General features: G+C 63.6%; 13 protein-coding genes. 12 read left to right on the top strand and 1 reads right to left on the bottom strand.

The genetic code is table 11. The features are described 5' to 3' along the window. The first annotated feature begins 114 nt into the window (after positions 1-114). The 8 genes from ACX0MV_RS09645 (at position 115) to ACX0MV_RS09610 (ending at position 9,154) form a co-directional block, all read left to right on the top strand. Positions 115-843: a response regulator gene (locus ACX0MV_RS09645; protein WP_458982275.1), complete on the top strand. Its 729-nt coding sequence runs from the start codon at positions 115-117 to the stop codon at positions 841-843. After that, positions 836-2,281, top strand: a complete 1,446-nt coding sequence (locus ACX0MV_RS09640) for an ATP-binding protein (protein ID WP_458982274.1) — start codon at positions 836-838, stop codon at positions 2,279-2,281. The genes ACX0MV_RS09645 and ACX0MV_RS09640 overlap by 8 nt, the downstream gene beginning before the upstream one ends. 283 nt (positions 2,282-2,564) lie before the next feature. Continuing rightward, entirely contained in the window at positions 2,565-3,818 is a 1,254-nt protein-coding gene (locus tag ACX0MV_RS09635) for an ABC transporter substrate-binding protein (RefSeq protein WP_458982273.1), read from the top strand. 126 nt (positions 3,819-3,944) lie between these two features. Beyond that, the gene (locus tag ACX0MV_RS09630; protein WP_458982272.1) at positions 3,945-4,853 is read left to right on the top strand and encodes a carbohydrate ABC transporter permease; all 909 of its coding nucleotides are present in this window, start codon (positions 3,945-3,947) and stop codon (positions 4,851-4,853) included. After that, entirely contained in the window at positions 4,846-5,682 is an 837-nt protein-coding gene (locus ACX0MV_RS09625; RefSeq protein ID WP_458982271.1) for a carbohydrate ABC transporter permease, read from the top strand. The genes ACX0MV_RS09630 and ACX0MV_RS09625 overlap by 8 nt, the downstream gene beginning before the upstream one ends. A 42-nt stretch (positions 5,683-5,724) precedes the next feature. Then, the gene (locus ACX0MV_RS09620) at positions 5,725-6,897 is read left to right on the top strand and encodes an ABC transporter ATP-binding protein (protein WP_458982270.1); all 1,173 of its coding nucleotides are present in this window, start codon (positions 5,725-5,727) and stop codon (positions 6,895-6,897) included. 95 nt (positions 6,898-6,992) lie between these two features. Further along, entirely contained in the window at positions 6,993-8,216 is a 1,224-nt protein-coding gene (locus tag ACX0MV_RS09615; protein WP_458982269.1) for a maltoporin, read from the top strand. A gap of 35 nt (positions 8,217-8,251) precedes the next feature. Continuing rightward, positions 8,252-9,154, top strand: coding sequence for a D-hexose-6-phosphate mutarotase (locus tag ACX0MV_RS09610; RefSeq protein ID WP_458982268.1), 903 nt, complete (start codon positions 8,252-8,254; stop codon positions 9,152-9,154). Between the two features lie 146 nt (positions 9,155-9,300). Here ACX0MV_RS09610 and ACX0MV_RS09605 read toward each other — a convergent pair whose 3' ends face one another. Next, positions 9,301-10,161, bottom strand: a complete 861-nt coding sequence (locus ACX0MV_RS09605) for a MurR/RpiR family transcriptional regulator (RefSeq protein WP_458982352.1) — start codon at positions 10,159-10,161, stop codon at positions 9,301-9,303. Positions 10,162-10,354: 193 nt separating this feature from the next. Here ACX0MV_RS09605 and zwf point away from each other — a divergent pair, with 193 nt between their 5' ends. The 4 genes from zwf (at position 10,355) to ACX0MV_RS09585 (ending at position 14,926) form a co-directional block, all read left to right on the top strand. Further along, positions 10,355-11,824, top strand: coding sequence for a glucose-6-phosphate dehydrogenase (gene zwf, locus ACX0MV_RS09600; RefSeq protein WP_458982267.1), 1,470 nt, complete (start codon positions 10,355-10,357; stop codon positions 11,822-11,824). Continuing rightward, a complete protein-coding gene (gene pgl, locus ACX0MV_RS09595) occupies positions 11,811-12,524 on the top strand; it encodes a 6-phosphogluconolactonase (RefSeq protein ID WP_458982266.1) in 714 nt (237 codons plus the stop codon). Before zwf ends, pgl begins: the two co-directional genes overlap by 14 nt. Positions 12,525-12,542: 18 nt before the next feature. Further along, complete coding sequence (locus ACX0MV_RS09590; RefSeq protein WP_458982265.1) at positions 12,543-13,220, top strand: bifunctional 4-hydroxy-2-oxoglutarate aldolase/2-dehydro-3-deoxy-phosphogluconate aldolase; 678 nt, start codon at positions 12,543-12,545, stop codon at positions 13,218-13,220. A gap of 80 nt (positions 13,221-13,300) precedes the next feature. Then, positions 13,301-14,926: an NADP-dependent glyceraldehyde-3-phosphate dehydrogenase gene (locus ACX0MV_RS09585; RefSeq protein ID WP_458982264.1), complete on the top strand. Its 1,626-nt coding sequence runs from the start codon at positions 13,301-13,303 to the stop codon at positions 14,924-14,926. Positions 14,927-14,973: the final 47 nt, after the last annotated feature.

The raw sequence follows: 14,973 nt of genomic DNA, 5'->3' as shown, positions 1-14,973 counted from the left end.
TCCCCATGGAGGACAAGCTTGCGGCATGCCCGCCCTACGCTCTGGGATGATGGTGCGCGCGGCGCGCCTTACGGGTTGGATGCGTATACCCAATGACAATAAGGAAGGCGGACAGTGAGCCAGCCCGGTAAATCGATTCTACTGGTCGATGACGATCAGGAAATCCGCGAATTGCTGCACACCTACCTGAGCCGTGCGGGCTTTCAGGTGCGCACCGTTGGCGACGGCGCGGGCTTTCGCCAGGGCCTGTGCGCCGAGCCAGCCGACCTGGTGATTCTCGATGTGATGCTGCCAGACGAGGACGGCTTCAGCTTGTGCCGCTGGGTGCGCGAGCATCAGCGTTTCGCCCAGGTGCCGGTGATCATGCTGACTGCCAGCTCGGACGAAACCGACCGGGTCATCGGCCTGGAACTGGGCGCCGACGATTACCTCGGCAAACCCTTCAGCCCACGCGAACTGCTGGCGCGGATCAAGGCGCTGTTGCGCCGCGCGCACTTCAGCCAGGAGCGCGGCAGCGATGTGCTGCTGTTCGACGAGTGGCGGCTGGATATGGTCAGCCACCGGCTGTTCCATGCCGACGGCGAAGAGGTGATTCTGTCCGGCGCCGATTTCGCGCTGCTCAAGCTGTTTCTCGACCATCCGCAGCAGATTCTCGACCGCGACACCATCGGCAACGCCACCCGCGGCCGCGAAGTCATGCCACTGGAGCGCATCGTCGACATGGCGGTCAGTCGCCTGCGCCAGCGACTGCGCGATACCGGCAAGCCCGCGCGGCTGATTCGCACGGTGCGCGGCAGCGGTTACCAACTGGCCGCCACCGTGACGCCGCACAACCATGGTTGAGTTGCGCAAGCTGTTGCCGGTGCCGCGTTCGCTGCTCGGGCGCATGCTGTTACTGACCCTGCTGGTGGTGCTGCTGGCCCAGGCGCTGTCCAGCGTGATCTGGGTATCGCAGCTGCGCGCCAGCCAGATGGAAGGCCTGCTCACCAGCGCGCGCAGCCTGGCGCAGTCGATGGCGGCCAGCGTCAGCTATTTTCGTTCGCTGCCGATTGGCTACCGGCCGATGGTCCTCGATCAGTTGCGCAACATGGGCGGCACGCGCTTCTTCGTTTCGCTCAATGACAAGCCGCTGACCATGCAGGTGCTGCCGGAAACCCCGCGCAAGCGCGCGGTGCTCGACGCGGTGGATGCGACCTTGCGCGAGCGGCTTGGCAGCAACCTGGATGTCTCCGCGCAGTTCGTCAGCCCGGACGACCTGCGCATCTTCAACAGCGCGCTGAAGCTCGACGAGCTGCCGCGCTCCTGGGCCCATTACGCCCTCAGTCTGGAACCGCTGAATCCGCCAGTGCTGGTGACGCAGATCCAGATCGCGCCCAACGAATGGCTGTACCTCGCCTCCCTGATGCCCGAACCCTATGTCGGCCTGGAGCAACAGGGCCTGCCGGCCCAGCAGCTGTGGTTCATCATCCTCACCAGCAGTTTTCTGCTGCTGTTTATCGGCATTCTGGTGCACTGGCAGAGCCGGCCGCTCAAGCGCCTGGCCGTGGCGGCGCGGGAGATGTCGCTGGGCAGCGATGTCGAACCGCTGACCGAGGCGGGCGGCAGCGAGGTGATCGAGGTCAGCCGCGCGTTCAACAGCATGCGCGAGCGCATCGGCCGTTACCTGCGTGAGCGCAGCCAGTTGTTCAGCGCGATTTCCCATGACCTGCGCACGCCCATCACACGCTTGCGCCTGCGCGTCGAACTGCTGGAAGACGAAGCCGTGCAGGCCAAGTTCAGCCGCGATCTGGACGAGCTGGAGATGCTGGTGAAGGGCGCGCTGCAGTGTGTGAAAGACACCGATATCCACGAGAACATCGAGCCGGTCGACCTCAACCAGTTGCTCAACTGCGTGGTCGAGCCCTACCTGGCGCCGCTCGGCAACGGCCGCGTGACCGTGGACGGGCAGGCGCTGCACGCCTACGCGGGCAAGCCCCTGGCGCTCAAGCGCTGCATCGGCAATCTGGTGGATAACGCCTTGAAGTACGGCGAACGCGCGCACCTGCATATCGAGGATGACGACGGCGCCTTTGTCCTGCATGTCGATGACGAAGGGCCGGGCGTGCCGGAGCAGCGGTTGGAGCAGGTGTTCGAGCCGCATTTCCGTCTGGCCGGGCAGCAGCAGGGGTACGGGTTGGGGCTGGGCATTGCGCGCAACATCGCCCACAGCCACGGCGGCGAGCTGAGCCTGCGCAACCTGCGCGAAGGCGGCCTGCGCGTGACCCTGAGTTTGCCGCGTTGATGCAGGCACGGTGGTGCTGGAGTGTCGGGTTAAATGGTGCGCACGGCGCACCCTACGGTTTTTGCACCCATCCGAATTTGCCGCGTTGACATAGGGTGCGCCGCGCGCACCGCGATTGCTGCAGTGTCGCGTTCGATGGTGCGCATGGCGCACCCTACGTTTGTAACCGGCCAGTGACATTTACGCATCCCTTCGTTACCCGCCGCATTGGCAGGCGTGGTTAGACTCGATTCCAGCGCAAGCACCGACTTGCCTGTGAATAACAACAAGAAAGGTACCCTTCATGAATGCGATTTCTCGCCTGGCAACCGCTGTATCCCTCGTTTCCCTGATGCCACTGGCCGTGCACGCCGGTGAAGTCGAAGTGCTGCACTGGTGGACGTCCGGTGGCGAAAAGCGCGCCGCCGACACTCTGCAAAAACTGGTCGAAGAAAAAGGTCACACCTGGAAGGATTTCGCCGTAGCCGGCGGCGGTGGTGAAGCCGCCATGACCGTGCTGAAAACCCGCGCCGTTTCCGGCAACCCGCCTGCCGCCGCGCAGATCAAGGGGCCGGATATCCAGGAGTGGGGCGAGCTGGGCCTGCTCACCGACCTCAACGGTGTTGCCGCCGAGCAGAAGTGGGACAGCCTGCTGCCCAAGCAGGTGGCCAATGTCATGAAATACGATGGCGACTACGTGGCTGTGCCGATCAACGTGCATCGGGTCAACTGGCTGTGGATCAACCCCGAGGTGTTCGCCAAGGCCGGCGCCACGCCGCCAACCACCCTCGATGAATTCTTCGCCGCCGCCGAAAAACTCAAGGCCGCCGGGTTTATCCCGATTGCCCACGGCGGCCAGCCCTGGCAGGACGGCACCGTGTTCGAAGACCTGGCGTTCAGCATCCTCGGCGCCGACGGTTATGCCAAAGCCTTCGTCGAGCAGGACAAGGCCACCCTCACGGGCGACAAGATGGTCGAAGTCTTCGCCGCCCTGCAGAAGCTGCGCGGCTACATCGATGCCGACGCTGCCGGTCGTGACTGGAACACCGCCGCGGGCCTGGTGATCAACGGCAAGGCTGGCATGCAGGTGATGGGCGACTGGGCCAAGAGCGAATGGACCGCTGCCGGCAAAGTCGCCGGCAAGGATTACCAGTGCCTGCCATTCCCCGGCACCCAGGGCAGCTTCGCCTACAACATCGATTCCCTGGCCATGTTCAAGCTGAGCAACGAAGAAAACCGCAAAGCCCAGGAAGACCTGGCGCGGACCATCATGGAGCCGGAGTTCCAGCAGTTCTTCAACCAGAACAAGGGCTCCATTCCGGTTCGGCTGGATCAGGACATGAGCACCTTCGATTCCTGCGCCCAGGCATCCATGAAGGACTTCAAGGAAGCGGCCGCCAGCGGCGGACTGCAGCCGAGCCTGGCCCATGGCATGGCGGCGTCCAGCTACGTGCAGGGCGCGGTGTTCGATGTGGTGACCAACTTCTTCAACGACCCGAGTGCAGACCCGAAAAAGGCTGCCCAGCAACTCGCGGCAGCTATCGAAGCCGTGCAGTAGGTCGCGTCTGACCGCCGGTTCGCCGGCGGTTTCCCCAGGTGGTACGAACGGGCGTGGTCGCTGACCTCGTCCAGCGGTTTCGTGCGGCCTGAATTTGTTCCTTATCTGGCAACGATGGACTGTTTTATGAGCTCAACCGCCGTCTTTATGAAGGCTTCGCCGCTGGATGCGCTGCAACGCTGGCTACCCAAACTGGTGCTGGCGCCGAGCATGCTGATCGTCCTGGTTGGCTTCTACGGCTACATCCTCTGGACCTTTGCGCTGTCGTTCACCAACTCGCGCTTCATGCCGAGTTACAAGTGGGTCGGCCTGCAGCAGTACGAGCGACTGCTAGACAACGATCGCTGGTGGGTGGCGAGCAAGAACCTGATGATGTTCGGCGGGCTGTTCATCGGCATCAGCCTGGTGATCGGCGTGCTGCTGGCGGTGCTGCTCGATCAGCGCATTCGCCGCGAAGGCTTTATCCGCACGATTTTTCTCTATCCCATGGCGCTGTCGATGATCGTCACCGGCACCGCCTGGAAGTGGCTGCTCAACCCGGGCCTGGGCATCGACAAGATGCTCCGTGACTGGGGCTGGGAAGGTTTCCGTTTCGACTGGCTGGTGGACCCCGACCGGGTCGTCTACTGCCTGGTGATCGCCGCCGTCTGGCAAGCCTCGGGCTTCGTCATGGCGCTGTTTCTCGCCGGTTTGCGCGGGGTCGATCAGTCGATCATTCGCGCCGCCCAGGTCGATGGCGCGAGCCTGCCAAACATCTACCTGCGCATCGTCCTGCCGAGTCTGGGCCCGGTGTTCTTCAGCTCGCTGATGATCCTCGCCCACATCGCGATCAAGAGCTTCGACCTGGTCGCGTCGATGACCGCAGGCGGCCCCGGTTACGCCTCGGACCTGCCGGCGATGTTCATGTATGCCCACACCTTCACCCGCGGCCAGATGGGCCTCGGCGCGGCGAGCGCAATCATGATGCTCGGCGCGGTGCTGGCGATCCTGGTGCCTTATCTGTATTCCGAATTGCGAGGCAAACGCCATGACTAGCCGTTTCCCGCTCAGCTTCAGCCGGATGGCGATCTACGCCACGCTGCTGACCGCCTGTGCGGTCTACCTGATTCCGCTGGTGATTATGCTGCTGACCAGCTTCAAAAGCCCGGAAGACATCCGCACTGGCAACCTGCTCTCCAGGCCGGAGGTGTTCACCGCCATTGGCTGGCTCAAGGCCTGGGACGGGGTCGGCGGCTTCTTCTGGAACTCGGTGAAGATCACCATTCCGGCGGTGCTGATTTCAACCTTGCTCGGCGCCCTGAATGGCTACGTGCTGGCGATGTGGCGCTTCCGTGGTTCGCAGCTGTTCTTCGGTCTGCTGCTGTTCGGCTGCTTCCTGCCGTTTCAGGTGGTGCTGCTGCCGGCCTCGTTCACCCTCGGCCAGCTCGGCCTGGCCAATACCACCAGCGGTCTGGTGCTGGTGCACGTGGTCTACGGCCTGGCATTCACCACGCTGTTCTTCCGCAACTACTACGTGAGCATTCCGGACGCCTTGGTGCGGGCTGCGCGCCTTGATGGCGCGGGCTTCTTCACCATCTTCGGGCGGATTCTGCTGCCGATGTCGATCCCGATCATCATGGTCTGCCTGATCTGGCAGTTCACCCAGATCTGGAACGACTTCCTCTTCGGCGTGGTGTTCGCCAGCGGCGATACCCAGCCGGTCACCGTGGCACTGAACAACCTGGTCAACACCAGCACTGGGGCCAAGGAATACAACGTCGACATGGCGGCGGCGATGATCGCCGGCCTGCCCACGCTGGTGGTGTACATCCTCGCCGGCAAGTATTTCCTGCGCGGGCTCACAGCCGGCGCCGTCAAGGGTTAATCGGATCGTTGTGATTGTGCTGCAACGATTCTGGAGAGATTTATGGCAACGCTCGAACTGCGCAACGTGAACAAAAGCTACGGCAACGGCCTGGCTGACACCCTGAAAAACATCGAGATCAAGATCGACTCTGGGGAGTTTCTGATTCTGGTCGGCCCGTCGGGCTGCGGTAAGTCCACGCTGATGAACTGCATAGCCGGCCTGGAGGAAATCAGCGGCGGGGCGATTCTGGTCGATGACGCCGACATCAGCGGCATGAGCCCGAAGGATCGCGACATCGCCATGGTCTTTCAGTCCTACGCGCTGTACCCGACCATGACCGTGCGCGACAACATCGCCTTCGGCCTGAAGATGCGCAAGATGGCCCCCGCGGCCATCGAAGAGGAAGTGGCGCGGGTCGCCAAGCTGCTGCAGATCGAACATTTGCTGGCACGCAAGCCGGGGCAGCTTTCCGGTGGCCAGCAGCAGCGCGTGGCCATGGGTCGGGCGCTGGCACGGCGGCCGAAGATCTACCTGTTCGACGAGCCGCTGTCGAACCTCGACGCCAAGCTGCGCGTGGAAATGCGCACCGAAATCAAGCTGATGCACCAGCGCCTGAAGACCACCACGGTCTATGTCACCCACGATCAGATCGAGGCGATGACCCTGGGCGACAAGGTAGCGGTGATGAAGGACGGCATCATCCAGCAGTTCGGCACCCCGCAGCAGATCTACAACGACCCGGCCAATCTGTTCGTGGCCAGCTTTATCGGTTCGCCGCCAATGAACTTCATTCCCCTGCGCCTGCAACGTCGTGACGGTCAACTGCTGGCGCTGCTCGACGGGGCGGCCGGTGCGGCGGGGCAGGCCCGTTGCGAGCTGCCGCTGGGCTCGATGGGCGAAGGTTTCGAGAACCGTGACGTGATTCTCGGTATCCGGCCCGAACAGATCCAGCTCGCATCGGTCGGAACCTCCAGCCTGACCACGGTGCGCGCCGAGGTCGAAGTCACCGAGCCAACCGGGCCGGACACCCTGGTGTTCGTGACCCTGAACCAGACCAAGGTGTGCTGCCGTCTGACCCCGGACCAGGCACCCCAGGTCGGGCAGACCCTGGAGCTGCAATTCGATCCGAGCAAGCTGCTGCTGTTCGATGCGAAAAGCGGCGAGCGCCTGTTACCCGAAGCGCGCAGCCCTGAGCAGGCTGTATCCAAGGTCGCCCAGTTCAAGGCACGTTGAGCGGAGCAATCACACGCCTGGGGGTGCGTCTGTCGTATCCGTGCCCCGGGGTTTATGCAGCGAGCGGTAAACAATAAAAACAAGAAGGAGTGAATATGAGAGCAGCAACGAGTTTAGGCATGGTGTTGACCATGGGCTACCTGGCATTACCGCAAGCGGCAAGCGCGCTGGAGTTCAGCGGTTACGGCCGTGTTGGCGCAGGCACGGCAGACGGCAATGGCAGTCAATCTTGCTTCCAGTTGCCCGGCGCGCAATCGAAGTACCGCCTGGGTAACGAATGCGAGCAGTACATCGAGCTGGACCTGCGTCAGGACCTGCTCACCCTCGACGACGGATCGGTCGTCAGCCTCGAGGGCATGGCCCAGCTGTACAACCAATACGGCCATACCCCGAAATTCACCGGCGACTACGGCTTTGCACGGATGAACCAGATGTTCGCCGAGTGGAGCAACGTGCCCGCCCTGAACGGCGGTTCGCTGTGGGCCGGGCGGCGCTTCTACAAGCGCAACGACATTCACATCAGCGACTTCTACTACTGGAACCAGACCGCCACCGGCGCCGGCATCGAGGATTACGAGCTGGGCGGGTTGAAGTACAGCTACGCCTTCTCGCGCAAGGACAGCGTATTCCAGGACCCCTACATCAACCGCCACGACTTCAACGTCGGCGGCTTCGACACCAACCCAGGCGGCGAACTGGAGTTCGGTCTGAGCTACATCGACAAGCCTGACAGCACCGGTGCCAACAGCGGCTGGGCGATTACCGCGCAACACAAACAGGCGGATTTTCTCGGCGGTAAGAACACCTTCGCTCTGCAATACGGCCGCGGCCCTGGCACCGGCCTGGGTTACACCGGCGACGTCGGCCTGGACCGCGACAACAAGAGCTATCGCCTGGTCGAATTCTTCGACTGGCAAATGACCCCGCGCCTTGGCGGCCAGGTACAGTTCGTCTATCAGAAGGACGTGCGTCCGGACGGCGACGATCAGGACTGGGTGTCGGTCGGCGGGCGTACTACCTACGCCTTCACCGAGCAGTTCAAGCTGATCGGCGAGCTCGGCCACGATCAGGTCGATGCCAGCGATGGCACCCGCAAGCTGACCAAGTTCACCGTCGCGCCGACCTGGTCGCCGTCGGGCCCTGGGTTCTGGGCGCGGCCCGAGGTGCGCCTGTACTACACCTATGCCAGCTGGAACGACGCGGCGCAGCGCGCGGCCAACCTGGTGGCGGCTGGCTCGGCGTTGTCCGACAGCGGCGCGTTCGGTAGCGCGCAGCATGGCTCGAACTTCGGCGTGCAGGTCGAGTACTGGTGGGACTGAACCCATGTCGTTGAGCGCCTCGCGCCGAGCCTTGCATGATTCCGGCTAAGCCCAGGCGCTCGTCCGCTGTAACCGTTCAGCCAAGTGATGCCGCAGGGCATCCCTTGGCTGCGCTGTTTCTGCAGGGCGACGGCTCGACGTTGCGCTGGGTGATGCAGCAGGGGCGCGAGTTGCTGCTGATCGAGCATCCGGCGTTTCAGGCGGCGTTCAGTCGGCAGGGCGCGCAGCTCCTGCATTTTCAGCCGCGCGGTCAACGGCCGTGGCTGTGGTGCGCCAGTCGCTGGCCCCAGGGGGCGGCAATCCGTGGCGGTGTGCCGGTGTGCTGGCCTTGGTACGGGCGTCATCCCGGCGAAAGTGGCTGGCCGTCCCACGGCTGGGCGCGGCTGATGGATTGGGAGCTGCTCGACAGCCGGGTGGACGAGCAGTCGGTGCACCTGCGCTGGCAGTTGGAGCTGTGCGACTGGCAGGTGATTCTAGAAGCCGAGCTGGGTGCGCATATGAAATTGCGCCTGCGTACCCGTCACCAGGACAGCGAGCCGTGTCAGCTCAGCCACGCGTTGCACGCCTATTGGCGGATCAGCGACGTGGTGCGGGTGGCGCTGCTGGGTCTGGATGGCGCCAGCGGCCAGGACCTGCTCAAGCGCGAAGGCTGCGTGCAGCAGGGCGCGCTGCGGATCGAAGACGGCTGTCACCGGATCTTCCAGCGTGGCGCCCAGTTGCAGCTGCAGGACTTGTCCTGGCAGCGGCGGCTGCTGATCGATACCCGTGGCGGTGCCAACAGCGTGGTCTGGCATCCGGGTAGCCGGCCGCTGACCGACGTCAGCTGGAGCGAAGCCCTGGGTTTTCTCAGCGTCCAGGCCGCCAGTTGCGCGGCCGACAGCCTGAGCCTGAAACCCGGTGAGGAGGCGGTGCTGGCGTTGAAAGCGCGTCTAGGGTGATCTGCCCGGCGCGAGTTCGCGAAGTGCCTCAGTAGCCCGGACTGCAACCAACTAAGAGCTGACCCGTAGGGTGCGCCATGCGCACCAACAATCTACGTTGACGCTGACCCTGGTGCGCACGGCGCACCCTACCCGAGTGGCGCCGTTTACATCGGTTCTTCGTCGACCGGATAGCGGCTGGCGTTGAGGCTTTCCTTGATCTTGCGCAGGTGCGGCTGGAAATCCACGCCGCGGCGCAGAGTCATGCCGGTCGCCAGCACATCGAGCACGGTGAGCTGGATGATCCGCGAGGTCATCGGCATGTAGATGTCGGTGTCTTCCGGCAGCGGAATATTCAGGCTCAGGGTGCTGGCCTGCGCCAATGGCGAACCGGCGGCGGTCAGGCCGATTACTGAGGCGCCGCTTTCCCGCACCAGGCGCGCGACTTCGACCAGCTCGCGGGTACGGCCGGTGTAGGAAATGATCACGAACAGGTCGCCGGTGTGCGCGACCGAGGCGAGCATGCGCTGCATCAGCACGTCGGCGTGGGCGGATACCGCCAGGTTGAAGCGGAAGAACTTGTGCTGCGCATCCAGCGCTACCGGGGCCGAGGCGCCGAGGCCGAAAAAGTGGATCTGCCTGGCCTGGATCAGCAGGTCGACGGCGCGGCTGACCAGCTGCGGATCGAGTGACTGGCAGGCGCTGTCCAATGAAGCGATGGCGCTGCCGAAAATCTTGCGGGTGTAGGCTTCGGGGCCGTCATCGGCTTCCACCGCGCGGCTGACGTAGGCGGCGCCGCTGGCCAGGCTTTGCGCGAGCTGCATTTTCAGCTCGGGGTAGCCGCTGACGCCGAACGAACGGCAGAAGCGGTTTACCGTGGGTTCACTGACCAGTGCAGCCTGGGCGAGGGCGGCAATACTGAAACGGGTGGCGACCTGTGGATTGCGCAAAATCACTTCGGCGACTTTGCGTTCGGCTTTGTTCAGGCTGTCGAGGCGGCCCTGAATCTGTTCGAGAAGGTTGCGCACGCGGTCCATGTTTTTTCCTTGGCGGGCAGCTTGAACGGGTGATGAAAATGCCGGCCTATCGTACTGATGGCCTGTAAACGTCACCACTCTAAAGTAGGATTTGGCTAAATGTTGTTTTTATTACAACATTTAGCCTTGATAAATCCCCGATATCCGGGTATTTCTAGCGCAACTTGATAAAAGAACAAACATTATGACGACCTTGAATCTTGAGTCCTGCACATTCGCCCTGTTTGGCGCGCTCGGTGATCTGGCCCTGCGCAAGCTGTTTCCGGCGCTCTATCAGCTCGACCGCGCCGGCCTCTTGCATGCCGATACGCGCATCCTCGCGCTGGCCCGGGAAACCGGTGACGCCCAGCAGCACCTGAGTTTTATCGGCGAGCACCTGCGCCGCTACGTGCCGGCCAGCGAGATCGACGCCGAAACCCTGCAGCGCTTCCAGGCGCGCCTCGATTACCTGACCATGGATTTCCTGCAGGCTGACGACTACACCGCGCTGGCGGAGCGGGTTGGCGATGCCGAGCGGCTGATCGCCTACTTCGCCACACCGGCGTCGGTGTACGGCGGCATCTGCGCCAATCTGGCCCAGGTCGGCCTGGCCGAACGCACCCGCGCCGTACTGGAAAAGCCGATCGGTCACGACCTGGCATCCTCACGTCAGGTCAATGATGCGGTGGCGCAGTTCTTCCCGGAAACCCGCATCTACCGCATCGACCATTACCTGGGCAAGGAGACGGTGCAGAACCTGATCGCCCTGCGTTTTGCCAACAGCCTGTTCGCGACCCAGTGGAACCAGAACTACATCTCCCACGTTGAAATCACCGTGGCGGAGAAGGTCGGCATCGAAGGCCGCTGGGGCTATTTCGACCAGGCCGGGCAGTTGCGCGACATGATTCAGAACCACCTGTTGCAGCTGCTCTGCCTGATCGCCATGGACCCGCCCTCGGACCTCTCGGCCGACAGCATCCGCGACGAGAAGGTCAAGGTGCTCAAGGCATTGGCGCCCATCACCGCCGAGCAGCTCAGCGGCCAGGTGGTGCGCGGCCAGTATGTGGCCGGCAGCAGCGACGGCAAGGCGGTGCCGGGCTACCTCGAGGAAGAGAATTCCAACACCCGCAGCGACACCGAAACCTTTGTCGCGCTGCGGGCCGACATCCGCAACTGGCGCTGGGCCGGCGTGCCGTTCTACCTGCGCACCGGCAAGCGCATGCCACAGAAGCTGTCGCAGATCGTCATCCATTTCAAAGAGCCGCCGCACTACATCTTTGCCCCCGAGCAGCGCCAGTTGATTGGCAACAAGCTGATCATCCGCCTGCAGCCCGATGAAGGCATCGCCCTGCAGGTGATGACCAAGGACCAGGGCCTGGACAAGGGCATGCAGCTGCGCAGCGGCCCGCTGCAGCTGAATTTCTCCGACACCTACCGCAGCGCGCGGGTGCCCGACGCCTACGAACGGCTACTGCTCGAAGTGATGCGCGGCAACCAGAACCTGTTCGTGCGCAAGGACGAAATCGAGCATGCCTGGCAGTGGTGCGATCAGTTGATTGCCGGCTGGAAGCGCCTCGGCGATGCGCCGAAACCCTATGCCGCCGGCAGCTGGGGGCCGATGAGCTCGATTGCATTAATCACCCGTGACGGGAGGTCCTGGTATGGCGATCTCTAAACTCGATCTGCCGATCGGCGTGGTTGCGCGCAGCCACAGCGGCGCGCAACACCTGGCCGAGGACCTGGCCAAAGCCGTAGCCGAGGCCTTGCGCGCCGCGGTCGACAGCCATGGCAGCGCCACCCTGGTGGTATCTGGCGGGCGCAGCCCGGTGGCTTTCTTCAACAGCCTGGCCGCGCAGGAACTGCCCTGGGCGCAGGTGGTGATCAGCCTGGCGGACGAGCGCTGGGTACCGGTCAGCCACCCCGACAGCAATGAAGGCCTGGTGCGTCGTCATCTGTTGCGCGGGCCAGCCGCGGCGGCACGCTTTATCGGCCTGTATCAGCCGGCTGCCAGCCTCGAAGAAGCCGCGTTGAAAGCCGACGAAGCCCTGAGTGCGTTGCCCGCCATCGACGTGCTGGTACTCGGCATGGGCGACGACGGGCATACCGCTTCACTGTTCCCCCACAGCCCGAACCTCGACGCCGCGCTGCAGGCCAATTGCCCGCGACGCTGCCTGCCGATGCTGGCGCCCAGCGTACCGCATCAGCGGCTGACGCTGACCCTGCCGACCCTGGCCGCCGCGCACATGCCGCTGCTGGCCATTCAAGGCATGGGCAAGCTCGACACCTTGAGCCAAGCCCTGCGCACGGATGACGTGCCAGGCATGCCGATACGCGCCTTTCTGCGTTCTCCTCTTGAGATTTACTGGTGCCCCTAGGCCCGAAGGACCAGCCCTATGACGACTCACGCTAACTCGACCGACCCGCAAGCCCGCATGGCGGAAAAGATCGCCCAGATCGATGCGCTCTGCGCCCGCGCACGGATCATGCCGGTGATCACCATCAACCGCGAAGAGGACATCCTGCCGCTGGCCGATGCCCTGGCCGCCGGCGGCCTGACGGTGCTGGAAATCACCCTGCGCTCGGCCCATGGCCTGACCGCCATCCGCCAGCTGCGCGAGGCCCGGCCCGAGCTGTGCGTCGGCGCCGGCACGGTGCTGGATCGGCAGATGCTGCAGGCGGCCATCGACGCCGGTGCGCAGTTCATCGTCTCGCCCGGCTCGACCCCTGAGCTGCTCCAGGCCAGCCTGGAAAGTGCGGTGCCGCTGTTGCCGGGCGTCAGCAGCGCCTCGGAAATCATGCTTGGTTACGCCCTCGGTTACCGGCGCTTCAAGCTGTTTCCAGCGGAAGTCTGCGGCGGCGTCGCGGCGCTCAAGGCGCTCGGTGGGCCGTTCGCCGGGGTGAAATTCTGCCCGACCGGCGGCATCAGTCCGGACAACCTGCTGCGCTACATGGCGCTGCCCAACGTGATGTGCGTTGGCGGTACCTGGATGTTCGACAGCGAGTGGGTCAAACAGGGCGATTGGGCGCGCATCCAGCAGTGCAGCAGCGACGCCTTGCGTTTGCTCGATTGATTGGCGGCCGGCCCGGGCGCCGGCAGTTCAAGGCATCGCCATTCAGGCAACCATTCAGGTAAAACAACAAGGGATTACCCATGCACACCGACAATCGCCTCGACACCCTGTTTCCCACCGTCGCCGAGATTCCCGAGCGCTACCGCGCCGATGCGCCCGTGGAGCAGCGCGAGTATTTGGTCAACGGCGAGTTGGTGCGCTGGGACGGCCCGCTGGCCGAGGTCCGCAGCCCGGTATTTCTGAGCAGCGCGCAGGGCGATCAGCAGGTGGTCCTTGGTAGCACGCCGCTGCTGGACGCCGAGGCTGCACTGGTGGCGCTGGATGCCGCGGTTACCGCCTACGATCACGGCCAGGGGCAGTGGCCAACGATGCGCGTGGTCGAACGCATCCAGCATGTCGAAGCCTTTCTCGCCCGCATGCGCGAACAGCGCGAGGCAGTGGTCAAGCTGCTGATGTGGGAGATCGGCAAAAACCTCAAGGACTCGGAAAAGGAGTTCGACCGCACCTGCGATTACATCGTCGACACCATCGAGGCGCTCAAGGCCTTGGATCGTCGCTCCAGCCGCTTCGAGCTGGAGCAGGGCACCCTCGGCCAGATTCGCCGCGTGCCGCTGGGCGTCGCCCTGTGCATGGGGCCGTTCAATTACCCGCTGAACGAAACTTTCACCACGTTGATTCCGGCGCTGATCATGGGCAACACCGTGGTGTTCAAGCCCGCCAAGTTCGGCGTGCTGCTGATTCGCCCGTTGCTCGAGGCGTTTCGCAGCAGCTTTCCACCGGGTGTCATCAACATCATTTACGGCCGCGGTCGCGACACCGTCAGTGCGCTGATGGCCAGCGGGAAGATCGACGTGTTCGCCTTTATCGGCACCAACAAGGGTGCCAGCGACCTGAAGAAACTCCACCCGCGCCCGCACCGCCTGCGCGCTGCCCTGGGCCTGGATGCAAAAAACCCCGGCATCGTGCTGCCCGATGTCGACCTCGACAATGCGGTCAGCGAAGCCCTTACCGGCTCGCTGTCATTCAACGGCCAGCGTTGCACGGCGCTGAAGATCCTGTTCGTGCATGAGGACGTGCTACAGCCGTTTCTCGACAAGTTCTGCGCCAAGCTCGCCGCGCTCAAGCCAGGCATGCCTTGGGAGGATGGGGTGGCGCTGACCCCGCTGCCCGAGTCGGGCAAGGTGGCGTTTCTCAACAGCCTGCTTGATGACGCCGTGGCGAAGGGCGCACGGGTGATCAACCCAGGCGGCGGTGCCCATCGGCAGAGCTTCTTCTACCCGGCGCTGCTCAGCCCGGTCACGTCGCAGATGCGCCTGTACCACGAAGAACAGTTCGGCCCGCTGATCCCGGTGGTGCCATACCGCGATGTGCAGGAGGTGATCGATTACGTCCTGCATTCGGATTTCGGTCAGCAGCTGAGCCTGTTCGGCAACGACTCGGCGCAGATCGGTCGTCTGGTGGATGCGTTCGCCAATCAGGTCGGCCGGATCAATATCAACGCCCAGTGCCAGCGCGGCCCCGACAGCTTCCCGTTTAACGGCCGCAAGAACTCGGCCGAAGGCACCCTGTCGGTGCACGATGCGCTGCGCACTTTCTCGATCCGCACCCTGGTGGCGACCAAGTTCCAGGACGGCAACAAGCAACTGATCAGCGACATCATCCGCAATCGGGAATCGAGCTTCCTGACCACCGATTACATCTTCTGAAACATTCCTGCTGCGACGAGAAACCCGCCAATTGGCGGGTTTTTCTT

Source organism: Pseudomonas cistanchae (assembly GCF_054483635.1).
The sequence above is the reverse complement of the archived record's forward strand: the minus strand, read 5'-3'. Positions and strand labels throughout refer to the sequence as shown.